This is a genomic window from Mycetohabitans endofungorum, from assembly GCF_002927045.1.
Classification (GTDB): domain Bacteria; phylum Pseudomonadota; class Gammaproteobacteria; order Burkholderiales; family Burkholderiaceae; genus Mycetohabitans; species Mycetohabitans endofungorum.
The window spans coordinates 202188-225464 of the sequence record NZ_PRDW01000001.1; the positions used below are offsets into that span (position 1 = coordinate 202188).

Sequence of the window (23277 nt, forward strand, 5' to 3'; positions counted from 1 at the left end):
CGGTCGTCCGCCGTTTTTTCATCTTCCATGATCGAACTGCACAACATCTCGCAGCGTTTCCCCGGACCCCGCGGGTGGGTGGAAGCGCTGCACAACGTTACGCTCACGGTGCCGCCGCGCCAAGTGTTCGGCATCATCGGACGCAGCGGCGCGGGCAAGAGTACGCTGGTGCGCACCATCAATCTGCTGACGCGACCCAGCGAGGGCCGCGTGATTGTCGACGGTCGCGACTTGACCGCGTTGTCTGCCGATGGACTGCGCGCGGCGCGGCGCGAAATCGGCATGATCTTCCAGCATTTCAACCTGCTGTCTTCGCGTACGGTCTACGACAACGTCGCGTTGCCGCTGGAGTTGGCGGGGAAGCGGCGCATGGAGATCGACAAGGTCGTGTTGCCGTTGCTAGAGCTGGTCGGATTGTCCGCGCAGCGGGACCGGTATCCAGCGCAGATCAGCGGTGGGCAGAAGCAACGTGTCGGTATTGCGCGGGCGTTGGCGAGCCGGCCAAAGGTATTGCTGTCGGACGAGGCGACGTCGGCGCTGGACCCGGAAACCACGCGCTCGATACTGGAACTGCTGCGCCAGATCAATCGGGAATTGGGGTTAACGGTCGTGTTGATCACTCACCAGATGGATGTGGTCAAGCAAGTGGCCGATCGCGTCGCGGTACTCGACGCGGGGCGCTTGGTCGAGCAGGGCAACGTGATCGACGTCTTTCTGAAACCGCACCACGAGGTCACGCGCGCGCTGATCGGCGACGTGATCGCGCAGGAATTGCCGCCTGCGCTCAAGGACAGGGTCCAGCAGCGGCTAGAGGCGGGGCGCGACCATTTGTTCCGACTCGCGTTCTCAGGTCGCGGCGTTGAGCAGCCGGTGCTGTCTGAGACGATCCGGCGATATGCGCTCGACTTCAGCATTCTGCATGGCCAGATCGATGAGATCCAAGGTCAGGCGTTCGGCTCGCTTGCCGTGCTTGCCAGCGGTGAGCCCGGCAATGTCGGAAAGGCGATGGCTTTTCTGCGCGAGCAAGGTGTCATTGTGGAGGAGTTGAACTATGTGGAGTGAAATGTTCGACATGTTCGTGCAGTCGTTCTGGGAGACGCTGATCATGGTCGGCATTTCCGGGGCGATCGGCGGCGCGATCGGCCTGCCGCTCGGCGTGCTGCTGCACTTGAGCGAGCGTGGCGGCGTGCTGCAGAACGTGATCCTTAATCGTGTGCTCGGCATGGTGATCAACGCGGTGCGCTCCACGCCCTTCATTATCCTGCTGGTGGCGGTTATTCCGTTCACCCGCTTGGTGGTTGGCTCGTCGATCGGCACCGCCGCCGCCGTTGTGCCGCTGACGATCGCCGCCGCGCCGTTTGTTGCGCGTCTGGTCGAGACCGCGCTGCGCGAGGTAGATCGTGGCCTGATAGAAGCCGCGCAGGCGATGGGGGCGACTACGTCGCAGGTCGTGTTCAAGGTCTTGTTGCCTGAGGCCTGGCCCGGTATCGTTGCGGGCTTGACGTTGACGTTCGTATCGCTGGTTGGCTACTCGGCGATGGCGGGGGCAATCGGCGGCGGAGGCTTGGGTGACCTGGGCATTCGCTATGGCTATCAGCGCTTCCTGCCCGAAGTCATGCTCGCCGTGGTGTTCGTGCTGATCGTCTTCGTGCAGTTGGTGCAGTCCTTCGGCGATTACCTGGTGCGCCGGCTCAGCCACAAATAGCGGCACGGCGCAGATGCGCCGCGGCTTGGCCGGCACGCGCTGCCGCCGGGTGAGAAGTCCCATACTGACTCAGAGAAAAGGGAAAATCGATGCAACGCCGTTTCATGATCAAGCTGGTTGCGGCACTGGGGACCGCAGCGTTCTTCATGGGCGCCGCGCGTGCGCAAGACCGGATCAAGGTGGGCGTGACCGGCGGCCCGCACGCGCAGATCCTCGAGGTTGTGAAGAAGGTCGCAGCCAGGAACGGGCTGAACCTTCAGATCGTTGAATTTTCCGACTACGTGCAGCCGAATGCCGCACTCGCTGCCGGTGACCTCGACGCGAACAGCTACCAGCATCAGCCCTATCTCGACGCGCAGGTCAAGGATCGCCGCTACAAGATCGTCAAGGTCGCCGATACCGTGATGTTCCCGATGGGCATCTACTCGAAAAAGGTCAAGTCGCTAAAGGACCTGCCCAGTGGCGCGAGGATCACGGTGCCGAATGACCCGACCAATGGCGGGCGCGCGCTGCTATTGTTGCAAAAGCTCGGCATGTTGAAGCTGCGCGCGGACGCGGGGCTGAAAGCCACGCCGCTGGACATCGTCGAGAACCCGAAAAAGATCAAGCTCGTCGAATTGGACGCGGCGCAAATCCCGCGTTCGCTGGCTGATGTCGATGCAGGCGCGGTCAATATGAATTTCGCGATGGAGGCAGGCCTGCAGCCCAGGCGGGATGCGATCGCGATCGAAGACGCGAATGGTCCGTACGTAAATATCCTTGCGGTGCGCCAGGCTGATCGCGACAAGCCCTGGGTCGCGAAGCTGGTCGCTGCGTACCATTCGCCGGAAGTCAAGCAGTACATTGATAGCCGATACGGCGGTGCCGTAGCGGCCGGGTGGTGACCATGGGGGAACGCCCGTCGTCGGCCCACGCATATGGCAACGGCGACTACGGCTGTGGCTGGGTCGGGGCTGTCGCTGTGGCTGCCGGGGCTATGGTTGGGTCGGGGCTGCGGTTGCCGCCGGTGCTACGATGAATCCGCATTAGGCCTGTCGTAGCTTACATGATCGGGCGTCTGGACTAGAGGTTTGAGTCAGGTTGACGGCTTCTCGCCGGTCTTTTTTGTCATTAAAATAGAACGACCGTTCGTCGTTATAATGGCCGTTGATGAGTTGCCGTATTCGTAACTTTGGAGCGTGGAATGAAAGTTCTTGTGCCGGTCAAGAGAGTGGTCGACTACAACGTGAAGGTCCGCGTGAAATCGGACGGCACGGGCGTGGACGTGGCGAATGTGAAGATGTCGATGAACCCGTTCGATGAGATCGCGGTGGAAGAGGCGGTGCGGTTAAAGGAAGCGGGCGTGGCCACGGAAGTGATTGCCGTATCGGCAGGGGTGCCGGCGTGCCAAGAGACGCTGCGCACCGCGCTGGCGATCGGCGCGGACCGAGCGATCCTGATCGAAGCCCAAGAGGAGTTGCAGCCGCTGGCAGTCGCCAAGTTGCTCAACGCGCTGGTCGCGCGGGAGCAGCCGCAACTCGTGATCCTCGGTAAGCAGGCGATCGACGACGACTCGAATCAGACCGGGCAAATGCTGGCCGCGCTGGCCGGCTGGCCGCAGGCCACGTTTGCCTCAAAGGTGACGGTCGAAGGTGGCCGCGCCACGGTGGCGCGTGAAGTGGACGGCGGCGCCGAGACGCTGTCATTGACGCTGCCGGCGGTGGTGACCACTGACCTGCGGCTGAACGAGCCGCGTTATGTGACGTTGCCCAATATCATGAAGGCGAAGAAAAAGCCGCTGGAGACCGTCACGCCGCAGACCTTGGGCGTGAACGTGGCGCCGCGGCTCAAAACGCTGAAGGTGGCCGAGCCGCCCAAGCGCAGCGCGGGCGTGAAGGTGCCGGATGTCGCCACGCTGGTCGACAAGCTCAAGAGCGAAGCAAAAGTACTGTAACGCACAACGCGCAAAGAGGCAGACATGACGATACTGGTCATTGCAGAACACGACAACGCGGCGCTCAAGGCAGCGACGCTGAACACAGTAGCGGCCGCGCAGAAACTGGGCGGCGAAATCCACGTGCTAGTGGCGGGGCACAACGCGCGCGGCGCGGCCGACGCGGCGGCCAACGTGGCCGGGGTCGCGAAGGTGCTATTGGCCGATGCGCCGCAGCTCAGCGAAGGATTGGCGGAGAACGTCGAGGCGACGGTGCTGCCGATCGCGCGCGAATACACACACATCGTGCTGCCGGCGACCGCATACGGCAAGAACGTGGCGCCTCGTCTTGCCGCTAAGTTGGACGTTGCGCAACTGAGCGACATCACGGCCGTGGTGAGCGCGGACACCTTCGAGCGACCGATCTATGCTGGCAACGCCATCGCAACGGTGCAATCGGCGGATCCGATCAAGGTCATCACGGTACGAGGCACGGCGTTCGATCCGGTCGCCGCCGACGGCGGCAGCGCGTCGGTGCAGGCGATCGACGCGGCGCCGGCAGCGCCCGGCGTGAGCTTCGTGAGCCGCGAGTTGACCAAGCTGGAGCGCCCGGAACTGACCAGCGCGCAGATCATCGTGTCAGGCGGACGGGGGCTGGGCAGCGGCGAACACTATACGCAGGTGCTCGAGCCGCTGGCCGACAAGCTCGGCGCCGCGCTGGGCGCTTCGCGCGCGGCAGTCGACGCGGGGTACGTACCGAACGACTACCAGGTGGGGCAGACCGGCAAGATCGTTGCGCCGCAGCTGTACATCGCGGTAGGGATTTCCGGTGCGATCCAGCACTTGGCCGGCATGAAGGACAGCAAGGTCATCGTGGCGATCAACAAAGATCCGGAGGCGCCGATTTTCAGCGTTGCCGACTATGGCCTGGTAGGCGATCTGTTCACGCTGGTGCCAGAACTGGTTAACGTGCTATGAGCGGCTGGCACGTCGCGTGATGCACGCGCGATAGAGCTTGGCAGAAGGGCGCATCGTGCGCCCTTTGTCGTTTCTGCGTCGCCATATGACGACATTACACTTTAACCGGGCGGGCAGCGATGCGTTATGTTCCGCCCGTCAATGGCAGGGTGCTCGTGATCGATCGGCGGCTGCGGACCTGCACGCTCACGCGCCGACGTAAGCGGGGCGGCGCGAGCCGGCCCCGTCGGCGAGATAGCGATGCACGGATAGGTCGTCGGCCTGGATCGCGGGTCGCCTACCGGACATCAGATCGGCGAGCAGTTGCCCCGATCCGCACGACATGGTCCAGCCGAGCGTGCCGTGACCGGTATTGAGGAACAAATTGGGCATCGGCGTGCGGCCGACGATCGGTGTGCCGTCGGGGGTCATCGGCCGCAAGCCGGTCCAAAAGCTTGCCTGCACCGTGTCGCCGCTGCCCGGGAACAGGTCGTTGACGCACATTTCGAGCGTGCGGCGGCGCGCATCGCGCAGCGACGTATCGAAGCCGACGATTTCGGCCATGCCGCCGACGCGGATCCGGTCGTCGAACCGGGTGATGGCAATCTTGTACGTCTCGTCCAGCACGGTCGATACCGGCGCACGGGCAGCGTCGACGATCGGTGCAGTGATCGAATAGCCTTTGAGCGGATAAACCGGGGCCTTGACGATACCGGCCAGCAGGCGGGTCGAATATGCGCCCAGCGCGACCACGTAGGCGTCGGCGCGCAGCAACTCGGAGCCGCATTGCACGCCGGTGATCCGGCCGCCGGCGATTGCGAGCGAGTCAATTGGCGTGTTGAACCGGAATTGCACGCCCAGCGAAATGGCCAATTGCGCTAGTCGCATCGTGAAAAGCTGACAATCGCCGGTTTCGTCGTTGGGCAGCCGCAATCCGCCGGTCAACTTGTGAGCGACGCGCTGCAGCGCCGGTTCGGCCTTGCCCAACTCGGCGCTCGACAACAGTTCATACGGAACGCCTGCATCCTCGAGTACCGCGATGTCCTTCGCGGCATCGTCCAACTGCGCCTGCGTGCGGAACACCTGCAGCGTGCCGCCTTGGCGTCCCTCATACGCGATGCCGGTCTGCGCGCGCAGCGTTTGTAGGCAGTCGCGGCTGTACTCGGCTAGCCGCACCATCCGGCTCTTGTTGATTGCGTACCGGCTGGCGGTACAGTTCTGCAGCATGTGCCACATCCATTTGAGCTGGAATGCACTGCCATCGAGTCGAATGGCCAGCGGCGCGTGCTGCTGGAGTATCCATTTGAGCGCCTTTAGCGGTACGCCCGGCGCTGCCCACGGCGCGGCATAGCCCGGCGAGATCTGGCCGGCGTTGGCGAAGCTGGTCTCCAGCGCGGGGCCCGACTCGCGGTCGACCACGGTGACTTCATGGCCTTCCCGCGCCAGGTAATAGGCGCTTGCCACGCCGACCACGCCACTGCCTAGGACGATGACACGCATGCGATGCTCCGATTCGCTTGAATCTCGACTCAGTACTGCAAGTCGGCGGATTGGTAGTAAATCGACCTATCCTATTGCGAGTCATCCAGGTATTGTTATTGTATTTTTATGATTTTTAGTAACTAATCATGAGAACCCAAAGGCAGCCCGTGCGGGCGCTCGACAAGCTCGACCACAAGATACTGAATCTGTTGCAGGCCGACGGGCGCACGGCAATGAAGGATCTTGCTGAGCGTGTCGGATTGTCGATTACGCCGTGCATCGAGCGCGTCAGGCGCATGGAGCGCGACGGTGTGATCACCGGCTACTATGCCCGGGTGGATCCGGCCAAGCTTGGCGCCGGTCTGCTCGTCTTCGTCGAGATCACGCTGGATCACAAAAGCGGCAACATGTTCGGCCAGTTCCGGCGCGAAATCGAGCGTATTGCACAGGTATTGGAGTGCCACCTGGTCTCCGGTGAGTTCGACTATTTGATCAAGGCGCGCATCGGCGAGATGTCCGACTATCGGAAGTTACTGGGTGACATTCTGCTCCAATTGCCCGGGGCGGTGCAGTCCAAGAGCTATGTCGTGATGGAGGAAATCAAGGAAACGTTGACGGTTGCGGCGGGTGAGTGATACCAAGCCGTCCTATGTGCCCGAGCCGATCGCGCTGGGCGTCAACACCGACGCCTATCAGCCGGTCGAACGGGATCTGCGGATTACCCGACGCGTGCTCGATGTCTTGAACAGGCATCGGCATGCGGTGGCAGCGATCACGAAGTCATTGCTGATCGAACGGGACATCGATCTGCTCGCGCCGATGGCGCACCGTGGGCAGGCGTTGGTCGCGATAACGGTCACCACGTTGGATGCCGACGTCGCGCGCACCCTCGAGCCGCGGGCCGCGACGCCGTCGCGCCGGCTGCGCACGATCCGGACGCTGGCCGATGCGGGTATTCCGGTAGGGGTCAGCATTGCGCCGGTTATTCCGTTCATCACCGAGCTGGATCTGGAGCGGGTGCTCGACGCTTGCGCGCAGGCGGGCGCGAGCAGCGCGTCCTATATCGTATTGAGGCTGCCTTAGGAAGTCGCGCCGCGATCAAGCAATCACGTTAACGCGCCGAGGCCGACACTGCTCAGCGGCTGGACCGTGGCCTCGAAGTAGGTCTGGAACGCCAACGCCAGCGCGCCCATCAGCAACATCGCGCCGATGAACAGCGACAGGATCACAATGAACACGACACCCCAGCCGGAACGGTTCCGGCGGTCGCCGTGCGGGTTGAAGCGGGCGTCCCACTTATCGTCCGGCCGCAGGCCATAGACGATCGCGGCGAGGAACGCAGTCAGGAGTGAGACGGCACCGGGCACCGATAGTCCCCACCCGGCGACCGATGTTCGCTGCGTCGCGACGAGCCATTGCACGCCGACGACGCCGAGCGCCGTCGCGGCAATATGCAAGTACGCCAGCGCGTCGCGCGGACCATACAGGTAGAACCGGTGTGCGCCAAGCGAACCGAGCAGGAACGCGGCAAGGGCGGCGCGGTTCTTGGACTTGAACCGGGGTGGCGGGGCCGGCGGCACGCGGCCGTCGGACCGCATGCGGGAAGAGATGGACATGGCGGACAGGAATACGATGACAGGGTCGATATTGTACGTCGTGCCGTTAGCGCCTCGCGTAGGTGACGCGATAGATGGCGCTGGCATCGTCGAGGTTACCCGCGCGCCGCAGTAGCCGACCTTGGTGCTGTCCAGGGGCTCGATCCGCGACACCGCCGAGATACCGCGCACCATCGTGCCAGGCAACGCCGAGCGGCACCCGGATCGCGTCCACAGGCAGCGCCGCGGCGAGGTGGCACGCAAGCACGCTGGCCACCAGCACTGTCACCGACACGGTAAGTATTTGTTGGAGCGCTATTTTCAGGTTATAATCGCGCGTTTCGGCAGATCGAAAACCCGGGTGTTGCTGGTCAATACCCAGGCTATTTAGGTAAGGACACAGCATGGTCATCATCCGCTTGGCTCGTGGCGGCTCGAAGAAGCGCCCGTTCTACAATATCGTTGCAACCGATTCGCGCAATCGCCGCGATGGCCGTTTCATTGAGCGCGTCGGTTTCTACAATCCGGTCGCGACAAAGGGCGAATCGCTGCGCATCGCGCAAGACCGCCTGACGTACTGGCGAGGCGTCGGCGCGCAGCTGTCGCCGACCGTGGCCCGCCTGGTCAAGCAGGCGCAAGCTGCGCAACCGTCCGCGTAACCCGCTTAATGTAGGCCGTCGGCATTTGTCGAGTGCGGTATCGCGGCATCTGTCGGAGTGCGGTGCGCGAACGGTCAAACGCTGGGATGTGAGCAGATGTCAACCCGTGTGTCGTTGACCCGGCCTGTGTCGTTTGGCCATTTTGTGCGCCGTCCGGTGAAGGGTGGTGGCCGTGCGGGTTCGTCCGAGTCCGGCGTCGAGAGCGTGGCGTCGTTGCCGGACGACGCAATCGAAGTCGGTGCGGTTGTCGATGCCTACGGTGTCAAGGGTTGGTTGAAGATCACGCCGCATGCCGGCGTCGGTTCGAGTGGCGGTGCGCTGCTGCGTGCAAGATCGTGGTGGCTCGTCAAGGGTGGCGTGTGTCGTGCGGCACAGGTTGTGTCGAGCAAGGCGCATAGCGCTAATGTGGTCGTGCAACTTGCCGGGTGCGCGGATCGCGATCAGGCCCTCGCGCTGCGCGGTGCCAAGGTGCACGTGCGCCGCACGGATTTTCCGGCGCTCGGGCGTGACGAGTACTACTGGGTTGATTTGATCGGCTTGGCGGTCGTCAACGAGTCCGGTGACGCGCTGGGTCAGGTCGTGGACCTGATGGATAACGGCGCGCACTCCATCCTGCGCGTGGAGTACGACGAGGTCGGGCAGGACGGGCGCGCCACGAAGGCGGAGCGGCTGATTCCGTTTGTCGACGCTTACGTGAAAACGGTCGATCCGTCGGACCGCCGCATCGTGGTCGACTGGGGAGTCGATTATTGATGGAGCGCGCGATGCAATTTGATGTCGTCACGCTGTTCCCGGACATGTTTCGCGCTCTGACCGACTGGGGGATTACCAGCCGGGCCGCTAAGCAACAGCGTTATACGTTGCGCACATGGAATCCCCGCGACTTCACGACGGACAACTACCGGACGATCGATGATCGTCCGTACGGCGGTGGTCCAGGCATGGTGATGCTGGCCCGGCCGCTCGCCGATGCGATCGCTGCTGCCCGGGGGGCACAATGCGCGGGTGGGGCTGGGTCACCGCCGCATCGCGCGCGCGTCGTGCTGATGTCGCCGCAAGGCCGGCCGCTAGACCACGCCAAGGTGATCGAGTATGCGGCGCTGCCCGGGTTGATCGTGTTGTGCGGCCGATACGAGGCGATCGACCAGCGGCTGATCGATCGCGAGGTAGACGACGAAGTGAGCCTCGGCGATTTCGTGCTGTCGGGCGGTGAGTTGCCTGCGATGGCCCTGATGGACGCGGTGATTCGGCAGTTGCCTGGCGTATTGAACGATGCGCAGTCGGCTGTGCAGGACAGCTTCGTCGATGGGCTGCTCGACTGTCCGCATTACACGCGCCCGGAGGAATATGAGGGCGTGCGGGTGCCGGACGTGCTGCTCGGCGGGCATCATGCGCAGATTGAGCAGTGGCGGCGTCGCGAGGCGCTGCGCAATACGCTGGTCAAGCGCCCCGACCTGATCGAGCGTGCCCGGCGTAACAAGATGTTGAGCCGTGCCGATGAGGCATGGCTCGCAACTCTCGTGGCATCGGAACATTGATGGCCGGTGTGCGAGGGCAAGGCGGTGGCCGAAGTCGGCTGCCGGAAGTCAACCCATCCTCTACCGGGACCTTGATCGTGATCGGGGTAAGAAAACGCCGGCAAGATGGTTACAGGAGTCAGTCATGAATCTGATTGCAAAACTCGAGCAGGAAGAAATCGAGCGCGTGCTCGCGGGCAAGACCATCCCGGCCTTTGCGCCGGGTGACACGGTCGTAGTCAACGTGAACGTGGTCGAAGGCACTCGCAAGCGTGTACAAGCGTATGAAGGCGTGGTGATCGCGAAGCGCAATCGTGGCCTGAACTCGTCGTTCATCGTCCGCAAGATTTCGTCGGGCGAAGGCGTCGAGCGGACGTTTCAAACGTACTCGCCACTGATCGCCGGCATTGTCGTGAAGCGCCGTGGCGACGTACGCCGTGCGAAGCTGTACTACCTGCGCGAGCGTTCGGGCAAGTCCGCTCGGATCAAGGAAAAGCTGTCGTATAAGGAACGCCCAGCGTCCCACGATTAAGCACAGCACTGGAAAAAGCACCCCCGCCGGGGTGCTTTTTTCGTTGGTGATCCTATTGCACCATGAGCCGGCCGATCTTCAATCCTGAGCTGCTGCCCGTTGAGTTGAGCGATACGCCCTTGGCGCTGGTTGCCCCGGGCCGGTTGACGCCGCGCGGCTTGCGCGAGCGGTTCCAGCAGGAACTGCGCTGGACTGCGGAGCCGCATGAGGTGCGATGGACGCGCGGCGACCCGCGGCAGGCCGCGGTGCTGGTGCCGTTGGTGATTCGCGACGCTGTCACGGTATTGTTGACGCAGCGCGGAGACATGCTGACCGACCATGCCGGGCAAGTCAGTTTTCCGGGCGGGCGACGCGAGCCGGATGACGCAGACGCGACCGCGACGGCCTTGCGTGAGGCACGGGAAGAAGTCGGCCTGCCGGGGGATCGCGTCGAGGTGCTGGGGACGTTGCCCGAGTACCTGACCGGCACGGGATTTCGCGTCACACCGGTCGTCGGCTTGGTTCATCCGCCCTTTTCGACGGTGGCCGACGGCTATGAAGTGGCAGAGATTTTCGAGGTGCCGCTCGCCTTCCTGATGGATCCGTCCCATCATCAAATACGCGTTTTTCGTTCGGAAAATGCGGAGCGCCGTTTTTTTGCGATGCCGTATCCACGACTGGACGGCCGCGGCGACTATTTCATCTGGGGTGCCACTGCAGGCATGCTGCGCAACCTGTATCGGTTTCTGACCGCATAGCAGCCGGCGTCCCGCCGTGTGCCGCACGGTTGTGTCGTGCCGTGACCAGCGTTGTCCAACTGCTGTCTATCGCGTCTGCGTAACAAGTTCCAGATCAATGACCGTCGAGCCGAGGCACTGTGCTATCTTTACGCCATCTTCATCGGTACTCTTGTACCAAACCGTATTACGGCGCTGCGCATGACCTTTTTTTCCGTATTGCTGGCTCTGATTATTGAACAGTTGCGGGCGCTGTCGCCGCACAATCCCGTGTCGATGCTGCTTCACTATCACGCGACCAGTGCGGCGCAAGCGTTCGATGCCGGCAAGCGCAAGCATGGATTGCTTGCATGGCTTTCCGTCGCTGTTCCATGGACGCTAGCGGTCGCGCTGATCTACTACCTGTTGTATCGGATCAGTTTCGTACTGGCGTTCCTCTGGAATGTGGTGATCGTCTATTTGACGCTTGGCTTCCGGCAGTTCAGCCATTATTTCACCGACATCCATCTCGCACTGAACAACGATGACGTGCCGCGCGCGCGTGAAATCCTCGCGCAGTGGACCGGCCTGGACACGGTCGACATGCCGGTCAGCGAGATCGTGCGCCATACGCTGATTCGCGCGGTGATCGCGTCGCACCGGCATGTTTTTGGCGTGTTCTTTTGGTTCGTCGTGCCGATCGGACCTGCCGGCGCCGTCCTCTATCGAGTGGCTGAGCATTTGGCGCGGACCTGGAACGATACGGTATCGGACCGCACGCCAGCCTTTGCCGCCTTTGCGCGGCAGGCGTTTTTTGTCATCGACTGGCTACCGGCTCGGCTGACCGCCATGGGTTTCGCGATCGTCGGCAACTTCGAGGACGCGATTTACGCTTGGCGCAATACCACGCAGCAGTGGCCGGATCCGAACGAGGATGTGTTGCTGTCCGCCGGCGGCGGCGCACTGGGGGCACGCCTGGCGGGCCCGCTGGCCGAGCCGTCCAGCGTCGACGCGCTGTTCTCCACCGATGTCGGCCCGGTACCGGTGGGCGAGGATTGCACGCCGCGGACATTGCAATCGGCGGTGGGCCTCGTCTGGCGCGCCGTCATCCTGTGGATGTTGTTATTGCTGATGCTGACTGTGGCGGTGTGGGTCGGCTAGGCGAGCGGCATCGTGACGCATCCGCTGCATCAACCGTCGCGTGGATCGCGAGGGGTGTCGCACTGCCAGCACAGCGTGAATTGTGCTTCAAGCCTCTCGCCACAGCGTGGGCAGTGCCATCCCGGCCGCCGGACGCCGGCATCGCTCGTCACCCCGCGAGCAGCATTTGTCGCGCAAGAGGCGCATCGCGCTCATCGACGAGCCATAGTTCCGGCGCGCTATCGGACCACCTGGCTTGCTTCGTGCAGCAGCTGCGCATACAACGCATGGCGCGCCGGCGCGATGTGGCCTTGCGCCACAGCGTCCAGTATCGCACAGCCCGGCTCGTGCAAATGATGGCAATTGTAGAAACGACAACCGCCGAGCAGCGGGCGGAATTCGGGAAAGGCGCGTTCGAGTTGGCCCTCGGTCAAATGATACAGTCCGAACTCCTGGAAACCTGGCGAGTCAATCAACGCCCCGCCGTTCGGTAACGCATACCAGCGAGTGAACGTGGTGGTATGGCGGCCGCTGTTCAGCGCCGATGAAATGTCGCGCGTCGCGGCGTTTGCGTGCGGCACCAGCAGATTCACCAGTGTTGACTTGCCCATACCGGACTGGCCGAGCAGCAGGGTAGCGCGATGCGCGAGTAGCGGTGTGAGTGTGGCGTGCGTGGCATCGGCGGCACCGGTCGCGGACACCTCGACGACCCGGTAGCCGAGTGCCGCGTAGAATGCGACGCGTTTGCGGGCAAGCGGCAGTGCGTCGAGCAAGTCGGCTTTGTTCAGCAGCACCACTGGTTCGAGCTGATGGGCTTCGGCGGCCACCAGTGCGCGGCCGAGCAAATCCTCGCTGAAATGCGGTTCGGTGGCCAGTACGATCAGTAACTGATCGAGGTTGGCCGCAAAGCGCTTTGATTTGAACTGGTCTGAGCGAAACAGCAGATTGCGTCGCGCATCGGTCGCGACGATGACCCCCTGGTCCGCGGATGTCGCCTCGAAGCTGACGCGGTCGCCAACGGCGACTTCGCTCTTTTTGCCGCGTGGAAAGCACTGCAGTAGCGAACCACCCCTGTCGGGCTGAACCACATAATGCCGGCCATGTGCGGCGATGACCCGGCCCTTGCCGGGGTCCTCTATTCGGTCGTGATCGCCGCCGCGTTGTGTTGCTGCCGGGCCCGTGCGACGCGGTGCGCCGCGCACTGCGCGGCTGCTCATGCGCGTGCGCGTGCCAGCAGCCGCTCAATGCGCTGCGCCGCGGGCGGGTGGGAATAATAGAACGCGCAGTAGACCGGGTCGGGCGTCAGCGTCGATGCATTGTCCTGATAGAGCTTGACCAGCGCGCTGATCAAATCCTGTGCGCGTGCCTGCGTCGCAGCGAAGGCGTCGGCCTCGAACTCATGCTTGCGCGACGATAGGCTGGTGAGCGGCGTCACAAAAAACAGGAAGACCGGCATCACGAGAAAGAACAGGATCAATGCAAGCGCGTTGTTCGAGCCGGTCATCGACGGCGTAACGCCCAGGCCCGTGTAGAACCACGGACGTTGGGCGAGCCAGCCGAGCAACGCGAGCAGCGCGAATGACAAGGCAAACGTGATGATCATGCGCTTAAGCACGTGCCGGTGCTTGAAATGACCGAGTTCGTGCGCTAGCACCGCCTCGATCTCGCTGCCATCGAGCCGGCTGAGCAGCGTGTCGAAGAACACAATCCGCTTGGCTGCGCCAAAGCCGGTAAAGTAGGCATTGCCATGCGCGGAGCGCCGGCTGCCGTCCATCACGAACAGCCCTTTGGCGGCGAAGCCGCAACGGTGCATCAACGATTCGATGCGCTCACGCAGCGATACGTCGGTCAGCGGCTCGAACTTGTTGAACAGTGGTGCGATTACGCTCGGATACAGGATCAGCACGCCGACGCTGAACGCGACCCAGACGAGCCACGCCCAAATCCACCACATCGCGCCGGCCTGCTGCATCAGCCACAGCACGACGAACAACAGCGGCAGGCCAAACAGCGCGCCGAGTAACGTTCCCTTCACCAGGTCGGCAAAAAAAAGCTTGCGCGACATCCTGTTGAAGCCGAACCGTGCTTCGATGACAAAGTGCCGCGCATAATCGAACGGCAAATCGACCAGTCCCATGATGGCGGCGACCGCGGCCACCAGCGCAATCTGACCCGCATATCCGCGACCCAGCCATCCACTAAGCAAGGTATCCAACCATTGCAGGCCGCCCAACAACGTCAACGCGACCAGCAATGCGCCACCCACGCCGAGTTCCAGCATGGCGAGCCGCGTCAGCGACACCGTGTAGTCGGCTGCGCGCTGGTGGGCCTGCAGCGAGATCGTGTCGCGGAACCCGTCGGGGACCGCATTACGATGGCTGGCGACGTGCCGGATCTGTCGGCTCGCGAGCCACAGCCGGGTGGCAATCATCGCGACGAGCGCGACGACAAAGAGGATCGTAAACATCCGTTATCCATGGGAACGCTGTAATGCGCCTATTCTCGCACGTTCGCTGCGGGTGTCGCCGCTGCGTCGCTTCGGGCAAAATAGCGAGGAATCCATTTTAAGGCGTTTGAATGAGTCCTGACCTGCAGCAACCCGGCGGCCAGCCCATGTTGGCCAAAAGCGAATTCAACCTGATCTGGCTGGATATGGAGATGACCGGCTTGCTGCCGAACACCGACCGGATCCTCGAGGTCGCGGTGGTGGTCACCGATTCGAACTTGGCGGTGGTCGTCGAAGGTCCGGTACTGGCGATCCATCAGTCGGATTCGACGCTGGATGCGATGGATCAATGGAACAAGAGCACGCATGGCCGCTCGGGCCTGATCGAACGGGTTCGTGCATCGTCGGTCACCGAAGCTGACGCGGCCGCGCAATTGCTCGCGTTCCTGTCGCAATACGTGCCGGCTGGCAAGTCGCCGATGTGTGGCAACTCGATTTGCCAGGACCGTCGTTTCATGGCGCGCTGGATGCCAGAACTGGAGGCATTCTTTCACTATCGTAATCTCGACGTGAGCACGCTGAAGGAGTTGTGCCGCCGCTGGCAGCCAGCGGTCTACAAGGGATTCCAGAAGCGCGCATTGCATACCGCGCTGGCCGACATTCATGAGTCGATCGACGAGTTGAAGTACTACCGTGAGCATTTCCTGCGAGCGTCCGACGCCGCCGCGATGCCGCAGGTGGGCTGACGCGCCGGCTGAAGTCGGCTGTGCTGGCTGAGTCGGCTGCGCGGGCCGAGCCGGCCGGTACCGCGCGGTCCGCGCTCAGGTTGCGGCCGGCGGCTTTGGCCGGATCGCGCTCTTGGGCCGGAATGTGGCCACATGCGCCGGGTCAGTTTCGATATACGGGCCGCCGATCAAGTCGATGCAGTACGGCACGGCGGCGAAGATGCCATTGACGATCACGTTTCCCCGCGCGTCACGCACGCCCTCGAGCGTTTCACGGATCGACTTTGGCTGGCCGGGCAGGTTCACGATCAGCGCCGCGTGATCGGCCGTTTCGCGAATGACCGCCACTTGGCGCGACAGAATCGCCGTTGGCACGAAATGCAGGCTGATCTGGCGCATTTGCTCGCCAAAACCGGGCATCGTCCGAGTGCTCACCGCCAGCGTCGCCTCCGGCGTGACGTCGCGCCGGGCGGGGCCGGTGCCGCCGGTGGTAAGCACGAGGTTGCAGTGAGCCTCGTCCACGAGTTCGATCAGCGTGCGTGAGATGGTGGTTGCATCGTCGGCGATCAGCCGCGCGTGCGCCTGCCACGGACTCGTGAGCGTGTCGCTCAGCCATGCCTGTAGCGCGGGGATGCCCTGGTCCTCGTAGACCCCGGCACTGGCGCGGTCGCTGATCGAAACCAGGCCGACGACCAGTTTGTCGGCACGGTCATGCGGTGTTGTCATCGTCTTGCTCGTCGTCGGAAGAAGCGGGGACCCCGGCGTGTTCTGCGCGTGGGTCCGGATCACCGGCTACCTCTTTGATCCACTGGAACAGTTCTCTGAAATAGCGCGGCGGCTTGCTTTGGACCGCCTCGCGCCGCGCATTGCGGATCAGCGTGCGGCCTTGCTGGACGTCGGCGCCCGGATGGGCGCGCAGAAACTCGGTGAGCGCCTCGTCGCTCGCGAGCAACTGCGCGCGGGTGCGCTCGACCCAGTGCAATCGCGCCGTCTCGGCTTTGTTCGTGCCGTTGTAGGTGTCCAGCGCGGTGCGCAGTGCTGCCACGTCGGTGTCCGGCAGCCCGCGCATCAGCCGCCCCACATATTGCAATTGCCGTCGCTTGCCCTCATGGTCCGTGATGCGGCGCGCTTCGCGTACCGCGTCAGCTAGGTCCTCGGGTAACGGCATGTGCTTGAACGCATCCTTGGGCAGCTCAACAATCTCGGCGCCCAGCGCCTGCAGCGCCGTCATTTCCCGTTTGAGTTGCGATTTGCTCGGCCGTGTGTCATCGCGGCCGCCCTGGTGGTCGGCGAGCGGTTGCGGCTGCGTCGCCGCCGTGGTTCGTGTCTTGCGCGTCATGCGCGTATTTTAGCGCGTGTCGCGTGCCGTCCTCGCGGTTGGGCAAACGGCTTGTTATGATCGCATCATGAAAACCGAGGATCGAACTGACATGGCAGCACACCAGCGCGTGTTTCCGCACACCCAGGCGCAACTGAAGGACATCGCGGCGGACATCCTGCGACACGCAAAGGCGCTTGGCGCAACCGATGCCGCGACTGAGATCTCGGAGGGCGACGGCTTATCGGTGTCGGTACGGCGAGGCGAGGTCGAGACAATCGAGCACAACCGCGACAAGACGATGGGGGTGACCGTATTCATCGGCAACAAGCGCGGCAATGCGAGCACGTCCGATTTTTCGCCGGCGGCGCTGCGCGATACGGTATCGGCCGCGTACAGCATCGCGCGGTTCACCGCGGAGGACAACTGCGCCGGGCTCGCCGAAGCGGAGCTACTCGAGAGGCATCCGCTGGATTTGGATTTGTTCCACCCGTGGGAGCTGCATGCCGACGACGCGGTCGAGATCGCGCGCCGCGCCGAACAGGCGGCCTTCGACACCGACCCGCGGATCCGCAACAGTGAAGGCGCGAGCGTGTCCGCGCAGCATTCGCAGTTCGTGCTGGCCACCTCGCGCGGCTTTGTCGGCGGCTATCCGTACTCCCGGCACTATATCGCCTGCGCGCCGATTGCCGGCAGTGGCCAGCAGATGCAGCGTGACGACTGGTACACGACGCGCCGCTGCGCAGCCGAAATGGCCACGCCCGAGGCCGTGGGCCGCTATGCTGCCGAGCGTGCGCTGGCGCGTATCGGCGCACGCCGGCTCGATACCCGCAAATGCCCAGTATTGTTCGAAGCGCCGCTCGCCGTTGGTCTGCTCGGTGCGTTCGTGCAGGCGACCAGCGGCGGGGCGTTGTATCGCAAGACGAGCTTCCTGACCGATTCGCTCGGCAAGCCCGTATTCGCGCCGCACGTGCAGGTGCGTGAGGATCCGCATGTGCCCCGCGCGCTGGGCAGTGCACCGTTTGACGAGGAGGGTGTGCGCACCACGCGGCGCGACGTCGTGCGCGACGGCGTCGTACAGGGGTACTTCCTGTCGACGTATTCGGCGCGCAAGCTGGGCATGCAGACCACCGGTAATGCCGGCGGTTCGCACAATCTGTCATTGACCAGCACGCTCACGCGCGACGACGATGATTTCCGCGCGATGTTGCGCAAGCTCGGCACCGGTCTGCTGTTGACCGAGTTGATGGGGCAGGGAGTGAACTATGTCACGGGCGACTACTCGCGTGGCGCGTCCGGATTCTGGGTCGAGAATGGCGAGATTCAGTATCCGGTCGAAGAGATCACGGTCGCCAGCACGCTGCAACAGATGTTTGCGCAAATCGTCGCGATCGGCGCCGATAAGATCGTGCGCGGCACGAAGGAAACCGGCTCGGTGCTGATCGAGCAGATGACGATTGCCGGCCAGTGAGTCGCGCGGCGGGTCAGCGGATTCTTTCGTATTCGACGAACGCGTAGTCGAAGTCGTCCGGTGGGCCCGCGCGATGGGTTTCGCGCGACACCTCCCGCCAGTGCTGCGGTGACGGCGCGGCAAACGTTGCGTCGCCTTCGAACGTGTGATCGATCTCGGTGACGATCAGTCGCTCGGCGCGCCCGATCCCTTCGCGATACAACTGGGCGCCGCCGATCAGGTATGCAAGTGGCGCATGCAGCGTTTCGCACAGCGCGAGCGCCGCGTCCAGGCTCGTGACGGTGTCGCAGCCATCGAAGCGTCGCGCCGCATCGCGCGTCACGACGATGTTCCGGCGGCCCGGCAGCGCGCGTCCAATCGACTCGTGGGTCTTGCGTCCCATGATCAGCGGTGCACCCATTGTGGTGCGCTTGAAGTGCGCAAGATCCTCGGGTAGCCGCCAGGGCAGCGCGTTGTCGCGTCCGATCACGCCGTTGCGTGCGCGCGCGACGATCAGGCAAAGCGTCGTCATTGATCCACCGTCAGTTAAACAAGCAGGGTGCGCGAGGGCGGGCCGCGCATGCCCGATTGTAGCCGACTGCTCGGTTCAGTTGATTCTTCGACTCAAGCGGCCGCAGCCCGTGCCACCACGCCACGCGAATCCGCATTCGGCGAGCGGCGGCGGGCATGAGCACGGCAATCGCGGTTGACGCCGCCGGCCGGCCCGGGCCGGGGCCGCTCAGATCCCGGCGCTGTCCGTCTACACAGCGATCGGGGCAGCAATATGGGGATGCGGATCGTAGCCGGCGATCTCGAAGTCTTCGAAGCGGTAGGCGAATAGGGTGTCCGGCTGTCGCTTGATGATCAACCGGGGCAGCGGCCGCGGCGTGCGGGTGAGCTGCAGCCGGGCCTGTTCGACGTGATTCAGGTACAAGTGGGCGTCGCCGATCGAGTGGACGATTTCGCCGGGTTGCAAGCCGAGTTGCTGCGCGATCATATGGGTCAGAAACGCCACCGATGCGCAATTGTATGGAATGCCGAGAAACCAGTCGCCGGAGCGCTGGGTCAGCATGCAGCTCAGCTTGCCGTCGGCAATGTAGAACTGGTACAGGATGTGGCACGGCGGCAGCGCCATGCGGCCCTCGAGCGCGTTCTGCACCGGGGACTTCGACTCGTCGGGTAGGAACGATACATTCCATGCGTTGAGGATGTGCCGGCGGCTGTCCGGCTTCGTGCGCAGCGAGTCGAGCAGCGCCTGCACCTGGTCGGTCCGGGTGCCATCGGGATTGGGCCAAGACCGCCACTGCGCGCCGTACACGGGGCCGAGTTCGCCGTCGGGCGTCGCCCATTCGTCCCAGATCGTCACGCCGTTTTGATGCAGGTAGCGGATGTTCGTGTCCCCGCGCAGGAACCACAGCAACTCGTGCAGGATCGAGCGCACGTGCAGTTTCTTGGTGGTCAGCAGCGGGAAGCCAGTGGACAAGTCATGCCGGTACGACACGCCGAACAGTGAGCGCGTGCCCGTACCGGTGCGGTCGCTCTTGAGCGTGCCGCGTTCGAGCAAATCCTTGAGAATAGACAGATACGGTGCATCCATGGTCTGGAACCGGGTTGCGGACCCGGTCGGGGAAAGTGGCTGGAAACGGCGAATGCACTATTCTACGTGACCGCCATGGACGTCAGGCAGGCGCTCGATGCGATTGTCGAGCTTAAGCCCGAGGAGTTGACCGACGGCGGCACGAAAGCTTAGGACTGCCGTGCGGGCACCGGCGGTGCGGCCGGCTAGCCACGTGTGCCGATCATGTCCCGCGGTCGAACCCACTCATCGAACTGCTCAGCGGTCAGATAGCCGAGCGCCAGCGCGGCGGCCTTCAGCGTGGTGCCTTCGTGGTGTGCCTTCTTGGCAATTTGTGCTGCCTTGTCATAGCCGATGTGGGGGTTCAGCGCGGTGACCAGCATCAGCGACTCGTTGAGCAGCGCGTCGATCCGTGCCCGGTTTGGCTCGATGCCGATCGCGCAGTGATCGTTGAAGCTCAGCACGCCGTCCGTCAGCAGCCGGATTGATTGCAGCACATTGTGCGCGATCATCGGCCGGAAAACGTTGAGTTCGAAATTGCCGCTCGCGCCGCCGAAATTTACGGCGACGTCGTTGCCGAAGACCTGGCAGCATAGCATCGTCAGCGCCTCCGCCTGGGTCGGATTGACCTTACCGGGCATGATCGAGCTGCCCGGCTCGTTTTCGGGGATCGTGAGCTCACCCAACCCACAGCGGGGTCCCGACGCGAGCCAGCGGATGTCGTTGGCGATCTTCATCAGACTTGCGGCGATCGTTTTCAGCGCGCCGTGCGCGGCCACCAGTGCGTCGGCGGCAGCCATCACCTCGAACTTGTTCGGCGCGGTGGTGAACGGCAGTCCGGTGAGCCGGCCGATTGCCGCGGCGACCTTTTGCGCGAATTGCGGATGGGCGTTCAATCCGGTGCCGACTGCGGTGCCGCCAAGCGCGAGTTCGTACAGATGGGGCAGCGTCGCGTCCAGATGGCGCATCCCCTGGTCGAGCTGGGCGACGTAGCCTGAAAATTCCTGGCCCAGCGTCAGTGGCGTGGCATCCTGCAGGTGCGTGCGGCCAATCTTCACGATGTCGGCAAAAGCGGCGCACTTGTGCGCGAGCGTGTCGCGCAGCTTGATCAGCGCTGGTTTGAGCCGCGTTGCGATGCCTTGTGCGGCGGCGATATGCATCGCAGTCGGGAACGCGTCGTTGGACGACTGGCCGCGATTCACGTCGTCGTTCGGATGCACCAGGCGCGCCTCGCCGCGTTCACCGCCCAGATACTCGCTCGCGCGGTTGGCGATTACCTCGTTCAGGTTCATGTTGGTTTGCGTACCCGAGCCCGTTTGCCAGACCGCCAGTGGGAATTGCGCCGCGTGCTCGCCGGCGAGGATCTCGTCTGCCGCGGCAATGATTGCGCGTGCCTTATCGGCGGGCAGCACGCCAAGCGCTTGGTTGACTTGCGCTGCGGCGCGCTTGACGATCGCCAGCGCGTGAATCAACTCCGATGGCTGCTTCTCTGTGGAGATCTTGAAATATTGCAGCGATCGTTGGGTTTGCGCTCCCCACAGCCGGTCCGCAGGCACGGCGATGGCGCCAAACGTGTCACGTTCCATCCTGACATTTTCTGTCATTTTATGCTCCAGAAGTGCGGACACGAGGTCCATAGTGATCGGACAGGGCTGCCGCGGCGGCCGTTCACAGTTGATCACGCAGCGGCAGGAAGAAAAGCAAGCCGGTGAGCACATTGCGTGCGAGGCCGGCGTCCGGGTCGAAGTTATACATGACGACATGCCCATCCTCGACGTCGGTCCAGACGAGCGGTGAAGCCGGCGCGCCGACTGCGCGCAACTGTGCCCGTTCCTCGGGCGTGGCCAGGCGTAGTTGGTAGCTGAATTCTGGAGCGATCGCGCGTTCGAACAGCCGCGCCTGCTGCTCGGCGAGCGCCTTGCTATGGATGAACAACGCCAACTCCGTATTCAAATGGACTGAGCGGGGGTCGAGGTTCATCGAGCCGATGACCAGCGTCTCGCGGTCGATCACATAGGCTTTTGTGTGCAGGCTCGAACGGGAGCGGGAGCCGCTGATGCCGGGCGTTGTGCGGCCGTTGCCGTTGCGCGCGATCGACTTGAATTCGTAGAGCTGTGCGCCGGCACGCAACAGCGGTTCGCGATACGGTGCATAGCCCGCCTGCACGGCGGGGGCGTCGGTTGCCGCCAGCGAATTGGTCAGTACCGCCACCCGCACGCCACGGCCAACCAATTGACGCGTCAATGCGATGACGCTATCGCGTGGCACGAAGTAGGGTGAAATCGCCAGCACTTCGCTGCGCGCGGCAAGAACCCGTTCCATCAGGCGCTTGATCGGCGGACTTTCATAGTGCCCGACTGGCAGCTTCGCCTTGCGCGGGGAATCAACAGCGAGCTGTGCAGGGGCCCACGTCAAGCCCAACTGGCCGAGACGGATCTGCTGCGCGAGCGGCGTCGCGTTCAACGGCCTCGCGCCGAGCGCATCGGCCGTCTGCCGCCAGTGCCGACGCAGCGCTACGCGCACCTTATCGATATCGTCCGGATCGAAACGCTGTCGGTTCAGCGCTTTGAGTGGATAGGCCAGGTCGCTGTTCCAGTACGCGTCGAAGCTTGCCGAGATGCCGGCCACGATCGGGCCGGCGGCGAACACGTCCAAGTCCCGGAAGTCCAGGTCTGTACTGGCGTTGAAGTATGCATCGCCAAGGTTGCGTCCGCCGATGATCGCGATCTGGTTGTCGGCGATCATCGCCTTGTTATGCATCCGGTGCGTCAGCTTGTCCAGGTTCGTCAGCAGGTTCGTGATTTTGCCTAGCAAGCCGACCTCGGCGCACGAGAACGGATTGAACACACGGATCTCGATGCTCGGATGCAGGTTCAGCGCGGCCATCGTCTTATCGATGTCCTTGAAATTCAAGTCATCGACCAGCATGCGTACGCGCACGCCATGATCGGCCGCGTAGAGCGCCGCGGCCAGCAGCAGCTTACCGGTGTTGTCTTCTTCAGCAATGTAGTACTGCAGATCCAATGTGCGCGTGGCCGCGTGCGCGAGCGCGACGCGCATCTGCAGCGCGTCGGTGCCGTCGGCGAGCAAGCGGAATCCGTCCAGGCCGCCATGGGCCAACGAGGCCGCCTGCACGGCGCGCGACAGTGGCGTGACGGTGTCGCCGGACAGCGCACGGGTCACCGGCGCCGCACGCGCGCCAGCCTGCGGCAGAGGCATCGTGCAGCCGGCACACAGCATCGATGATATCGCGAGCAACAGCATGGCCGGCAGCATCGCCCGCCACCGTGCCGCCGCGCCGGCCACGGCCATGCGTGTCGCCGCGGCCGCTTGGCGCCTCCGGGGGATCCAGGTGCGAGCCGGAAGGCCCGTGGTTCGGCACCCGCTTGCGCTCACGTTTGCTCCGATCTGGCCGGTGCGCGCCGGCGTATTGAGTGGCAGCCCGCCGGTACCCGAGCGGTGCTGTCGTGGTTGCCGCGCCGCTTCGCCGCTGCGTGGCGCTGCGCGCGGTGATTCTGCGCGAATATTCATTTTATTTGAATCCGGCCCGTTGCCGGTATGGCCTGCT

26 protein-coding genes and 1 pseudogene are annotated in these 23277 nt (G+C 63.6%); 15 read left to right on the top strand and 12 right to left on the bottom strand.

The annotated features are described in order from the left end of the window. Positions 1 to 27: 27 nt before the first annotated feature. From B0O95_RS00950 to B0O95_RS00970, 5 genes are all read left to right on the top strand, one after another. The gene (locus B0O95_RS00950; RefSeq protein ID WP_104076190.1) at positions 28 to 1062 is read left to right on the top strand and encodes a methionine ABC transporter ATP-binding protein; all 1035 of its coding nucleotides are present in this window, start codon (positions 28 to 30) and stop codon (positions 1060 to 1062) included. After that, the gene (locus tag B0O95_RS00955) at positions 1052 to 1705 is read left to right on the top strand and encodes a methionine ABC transporter permease (protein ID WP_104076191.1); all 654 of its coding nucleotides are present in this window, start codon (positions 1052 to 1054) and stop codon (positions 1703 to 1705) included. The genes B0O95_RS00950 and B0O95_RS00955 overlap by 11 nt, the downstream gene beginning before the upstream one ends. Positions 1706 to 1794: 89 nt before the next feature. Beyond that, positions 1795 to 2589 carry a MetQ/NlpA family ABC transporter substrate-binding protein gene (locus B0O95_RS00960; protein WP_104076192.1) on the top strand — a complete coding sequence of 265 codons (795 nt, stop codon included), beginning with the start codon at positions 1795 to 1797 and terminating at the stop codon, positions 2587 to 2589. A 299-nt stretch (positions 2590 to 2888) separates the two neighbouring features. Continuing rightward, the gene (locus B0O95_RS00965; RefSeq protein ID WP_104076193.1) at positions 2889 to 3638 is read left to right on the top strand and encodes an electron transfer flavoprotein subunit beta/FixA family protein; all 750 of its coding nucleotides are present in this window, start codon (positions 2889 to 2891) and stop codon (positions 3636 to 3638) included. Positions 3639 to 3662: 24 nt separating this feature from the next. Further along, entirely contained in the window at positions 3663 to 4595 is a 933-nt protein-coding gene (locus B0O95_RS00970; protein WP_104076194.1) for an electron transfer flavoprotein subunit alpha/FixB family protein, read from the top strand. 186 nt (positions 4596 to 4781) lie between these two features. On the opposite strand, the gene B0O95_RS00975 is transcribed toward B0O95_RS00970, so the two are convergent. Next, on the bottom strand, positions 4782 to 6074 hold the full coding sequence (locus B0O95_RS00975) for a D-amino acid dehydrogenase (protein ID WP_104076195.1): 1293 nt from the start codon (positions 6072 to 6074) through the stop codon (positions 4782 to 4784). Positions 6075 to 6202: 128 nt separating this feature from the next. On the opposite strand from B0O95_RS00975, the gene B0O95_RS00980 reads away from it, so the two are divergent. Continuing rightward, positions 6203 to 6691: a winged helix-turn-helix transcriptional regulator gene (locus B0O95_RS00980; RefSeq protein ID WP_104076196.1), complete on the top strand. Its 489-nt coding sequence runs from the start codon at positions 6203 to 6205 to the stop codon at positions 6689 to 6691. 1 nt (position 6692) lies between these two features. Continuing rightward, positions 6693 to 7136 (top strand): annotated as a pseudogene (locus B0O95_RS00985) (radical SAM protein); the annotation flags it as partial. A gap of 26 nt (positions 7137 to 7162) precedes the next feature. Here B0O95_RS00985 and B0O95_RS00990 read toward each other — a convergent pair. Further along, positions 7163 to 7672, bottom strand: coding sequence for a TM2 domain-containing protein (locus B0O95_RS00990; protein WP_104076338.1), 510 nt, complete (start codon positions 7670 to 7672; stop codon positions 7163 to 7165). 46 nt (positions 7673 to 7718) lie between these two features. After that, entirely contained in the window at positions 7719 to 8066 is a 348-nt protein-coding gene (locus tag B0O95_RS15260; RefSeq protein WP_146063949.1) for a hypothetical protein, read from the bottom strand. Here B0O95_RS15260 and rpsP point away from each other — a divergent pair. The 6 genes from rpsP to B0O95_RS01020 all read left to right on the top strand — a co-directional run bounded on the left by rpsP (position 8056) and on the right by B0O95_RS01020 (position 12215). Further along, positions 8056 to 8310: a 30S ribosomal protein S16 gene (gene rpsP, locus B0O95_RS00995; protein ID WP_076785264.1), complete on the top strand. Its 255-nt coding sequence runs from the start codon at positions 8056 to 8058 to the stop codon at positions 8308 to 8310. The genes B0O95_RS15260 and rpsP overlap by 11 nt on opposite strands. A gap of 96 nt (positions 8311 to 8406) precedes the next feature. Then, positions 8407 to 9063: a ribosome maturation factor RimM gene (gene rimM, locus B0O95_RS01000; RefSeq protein WP_104076197.1), complete on the top strand. Its 657-nt coding sequence runs from the start codon at positions 8407 to 8409 to the stop codon at positions 9061 to 9063. A gap of 11 nt (positions 9064 to 9074) precedes the next feature. Next, positions 9075 to 9848, top strand: a complete 774-nt coding sequence (trmD, locus tag B0O95_RS01005; RefSeq protein WP_104076339.1) for a tRNA (guanosine(37)-N1)-methyltransferase TrmD — start codon at positions 9075 to 9077, stop codon at positions 9846 to 9848. Positions 9849 to 9972: 124 nt separating this feature from the next. Further along, complete coding sequence (rplS, locus tag B0O95_RS01010) at positions 9973 to 10359, top strand: 50S ribosomal protein L19 (RefSeq protein WP_104076198.1); 387 nt, start codon at positions 9973 to 9975, stop codon at positions 10357 to 10359. 62 nt (positions 10360 to 10421) lie between these two features. Next, positions 10422 to 11096: a CoA pyrophosphatase gene (locus B0O95_RS01015; RefSeq protein WP_104076199.1), complete on the top strand. Its 675-nt coding sequence runs from the start codon at positions 10422 to 10424 to the stop codon at positions 11094 to 11096. Between the two features lie 180 nt (positions 11097 to 11276). Then, positions 11277 to 12215, top strand: coding sequence for a CobD/CbiB family protein (locus B0O95_RS01020; protein WP_104076340.1), 939 nt, complete (start codon positions 11277 to 11279; stop codon positions 12213 to 12215). 29 nt (positions 12216 to 12244) lie between these two features. Here the strand turns inward: B0O95_RS01020 and B0O95_RS17335 are convergent, their stop codons facing one another. The 3 genes from B0O95_RS17335 to B0O95_RS01030 form a co-directional block, all read right to left on the bottom strand. After that, positions 12245 to 12367, bottom strand: a complete 123-nt coding sequence (locus B0O95_RS17335; protein WP_422393282.1) for a DUF7577 domain-containing protein — start codon at positions 12365 to 12367, stop codon at positions 12245 to 12247. A gap of 66 nt (positions 12368 to 12433) precedes the next feature. Next, positions 12434 to 13411, bottom strand: coding sequence for a ribosome small subunit-dependent GTPase A (gene rsgA, locus B0O95_RS01025; protein ID WP_233202999.1), 978 nt, complete (start codon positions 13409 to 13411; stop codon positions 12434 to 12436). Then, the gene (locus tag B0O95_RS01030; RefSeq protein ID WP_104076200.1) at positions 13408 to 14661 is read right to left on the bottom strand and encodes a M48 family metallopeptidase; all 1254 of its coding nucleotides are present in this window, start codon (positions 14659 to 14661) and stop codon (positions 13408 to 13410) included. The genes rsgA and B0O95_RS01030 overlap by 4 nt, the downstream gene beginning before the upstream one ends. A 110-nt stretch (positions 14662 to 14771) precedes the next feature. On the opposite strand from B0O95_RS01030, the gene orn reads away from it, so the two are divergent. After that, positions 14772 to 15386: an oligoribonuclease gene (gene orn, locus B0O95_RS01035; RefSeq protein ID WP_104076201.1), complete on the top strand. Its 615-nt coding sequence runs from the start codon at positions 14772 to 14774 to the stop codon at positions 15384 to 15386. Between the two features lie 75 nt (positions 15387 to 15461). Here the strand turns inward: orn and mog are convergent, their stop codons facing one another. After that, positions 15462 to 16091 carry a molybdopterin adenylyltransferase gene (gene mog / locus B0O95_RS01040; RefSeq protein ID WP_104076202.1) on the bottom strand — a complete coding sequence of 210 codons (630 nt, stop codon included), beginning with the start codon at positions 16089 to 16091 and terminating at the stop codon, positions 15462 to 15464. Beyond that, positions 16075 to 16704 carry a ribosome biogenesis factor YjgA gene (yjgA, locus tag B0O95_RS01045; protein ID WP_104076203.1) on the bottom strand — a complete coding sequence of 210 codons (630 nt, stop codon included), beginning with the start codon at positions 16702 to 16704 and terminating at the stop codon, positions 16075 to 16077. Before yjgA ends, mog begins: the two co-directional genes overlap by 17 nt. A gap of 67 nt (positions 16705 to 16771) precedes the next feature. Here yjgA and pmbA point away from each other — a divergent pair, with 67 nt between their 5' ends. Next, positions 16772 to 18154: a metalloprotease PmbA gene (gene pmbA, locus B0O95_RS01050; protein ID WP_370641734.1), complete on the top strand. Its 1383-nt coding sequence runs from the start codon at positions 16772 to 16774 to the stop codon at positions 18152 to 18154. Between the two features lie 13 nt (positions 18155 to 18167). On the opposite strand, the gene B0O95_RS01055 is transcribed toward pmbA, so the two are convergent. The 4 genes from B0O95_RS01055 to B0O95_RS01070 form a co-directional block, all read right to left on the bottom strand. Beyond that, positions 18168 to 18665, bottom strand: coding sequence for a dihydrofolate reductase (locus tag B0O95_RS01055; protein ID WP_104076205.1), 498 nt, complete (start codon positions 18663 to 18665; stop codon positions 18168 to 18170). 228 nt (positions 18666 to 18893) lie between these two features. After that, positions 18894 to 19730, bottom strand: a complete 837-nt coding sequence (locus B0O95_RS01060) for a thymidylate synthase (protein ID WP_104076206.1) — start codon at positions 19728 to 19730, stop codon at positions 18894 to 18896. Positions 19731 to 19915: 185 nt separating this feature from the next. Beyond that, positions 19916 to 21313, bottom strand: coding sequence for a class II fumarate hydratase (gene fumC / locus B0O95_RS01065; RefSeq protein WP_104076342.1), 1398 nt, complete (start codon positions 21311 to 21313; stop codon positions 19916 to 19918). Between the two features lie 64 nt (positions 21314 to 21377). Continuing rightward, complete coding sequence (locus tag B0O95_RS01070) at positions 21378 to 23021, bottom strand: phospholipase D family protein (RefSeq protein ID WP_104076343.1); 1644 nt, start codon at positions 23019 to 23021, stop codon at positions 21378 to 21380. Between the last annotated feature and the right edge of the window lie 256 nt (positions 23022 to 23277).

Excerpts from the sequence above, each read along its gene's own strand:
- B0O95_RS00950 (WP_104076190.1), top strand. The coding sequence starts at position 28 with ATGATCGAACTGCACAACATCTCGCAGCGTTTCCCCGGACCCCGCGGG.
- B0O95_RS00955 (WP_104076191.1), top strand. The coding sequence starts at position 1,052 with ATGTGGAGTGAAATGTTCGACATGTTCGTGCAGTCGTTCTGGGAGACG.
- B0O95_RS00960 (WP_104076192.1), top strand. The coding sequence starts at position 1,795 with ATGCAACGCCGTTTCATGATCAAGCTGGTTGCGGCACTGGGGACCGCA.
- B0O95_RS00965 (WP_104076193.1), top strand. The coding sequence starts at position 2,889 with ATGAAAGTTCTTGTGCCGGTCAAGAGAGTGGTCGACTACAACGTGAAG.
- B0O95_RS00970 (WP_104076194.1), top strand. The coding sequence starts at position 3,663 with ATGACGATACTGGTCATTGCAGAACACGACAACGCGGCGCTCAAGGCA.
- B0O95_RS00975 (WP_104076195.1), bottom strand. The coding sequence starts at position 6,074 with ATGCGTGTCATCGTCCTAGGCAGTGGCGTGGTCGGCGTGGCAAGCGCC.
- B0O95_RS00980 (WP_104076196.1), top strand. The coding sequence starts at position 6,203 with ATGAGAACCCAAAGGCAGCCCGTGCGGGCGCTCGACAAGCTCGACCAC.
- B0O95_RS00990 (WP_104076338.1), bottom strand. The coding sequence starts at position 7,672 with ATGTCCATCTCTTCCCGCATGCGGTCCGACGGCCGCGTGCCGCCGGCC.
- rpsP (WP_076785264.1), top strand. The coding sequence starts at position 8,056 with ATGGTCATCATCCGCTTGGCTCGTGGCGGCTCGAAGAAGCGCCCGTTC.
- B0O95_RS15260 (WP_146063949.1), bottom strand. The coding sequence starts at position 8,066 with ATGATGACCATGCTGTGTCCTTACCTAAATAGCCTGGGTATTGACCAG.
- rimM (WP_104076197.1), top strand. The coding sequence starts at position 8,407 with ATGTCAACCCGTGTGTCGTTGACCCGGCCTGTGTCGTTTGGCCATTTT.
- trmD (WP_104076339.1), top strand. The coding sequence starts at position 9,075 with ATGCAATTTGATGTCGTCACGCTGTTCCCGGACATGTTTCGCGCTCTG.
- rplS (WP_104076198.1), top strand. The coding sequence starts at position 9,973 with ATGAATCTGATTGCAAAACTCGAGCAGGAAGAAATCGAGCGCGTGCTC.
- B0O95_RS01015 (WP_104076199.1), top strand. The coding sequence starts at position 10,422 with ATGAGCCGGCCGATCTTCAATCCTGAGCTGCTGCCCGTTGAGTTGAGC.
- B0O95_RS01020 (WP_104076340.1), top strand. The coding sequence starts at position 11,277 with ATGACCTTTTTTTCCGTATTGCTGGCTCTGATTATTGAACAGTTGCGG.
- rsgA (WP_233202999.1), bottom strand. The coding sequence starts at position 13,411 with ATGAGCAGCCGCGCAGTGCGCGGCGCACCGCGTCGCACGGGCCCGGCA.
- B0O95_RS01030 (WP_104076200.1), bottom strand. The coding sequence starts at position 14,661 with ATGTTTACGATCCTCTTTGTCGTCGCGCTCGTCGCGATGATTGCCACC.
- orn (WP_104076201.1), top strand. The coding sequence starts at position 14,772 with ATGAGTCCTGACCTGCAGCAACCCGGCGGCCAGCCCATGTTGGCCAAA.
- mog (WP_104076202.1), bottom strand. The coding sequence starts at position 16,091 with ATGACAACACCGCATGACCGTGCCGACAAACTGGTCGTCGGCCTGGTT.
- yjgA (WP_104076203.1), bottom strand. The coding sequence starts at position 16,704 with ATGACGCGCAAGACACGAACCACGGCGGCGACGCAGCCGCAACCGCTC.
- pmbA (WP_370641734.1), top strand. The coding sequence starts at position 16,772 with ATGAAAACCGAGGATCGAACTGACATGGCAGCACACCAGCGCGTGTTT.
- B0O95_RS01055 (WP_104076205.1), bottom strand. The coding sequence starts at position 18,665 with ATGACGACGCTTTGCCTGATCGTCGCGCGCGCACGCAACGGCGTGATC.
- B0O95_RS01060 (WP_104076206.1), bottom strand. The coding sequence starts at position 19,730 with ATGGATGCACCGTATCTGTCTATTCTCAAGGATTTGCTCGAACGCGGC.
- fumC (WP_104076342.1), bottom strand. The coding sequence starts at position 21,313 with ATGACAGAAAATGTCAGGATGGAACGTGACACGTTTGGCGCCATCGCC.
- B0O95_RS01070 (WP_104076343.1), bottom strand. The coding sequence starts at position 23,021 with ATGGCCGTGGCCGGCGCGGCGGCACGGTGGCGGGCGATGCTGCCGGCC.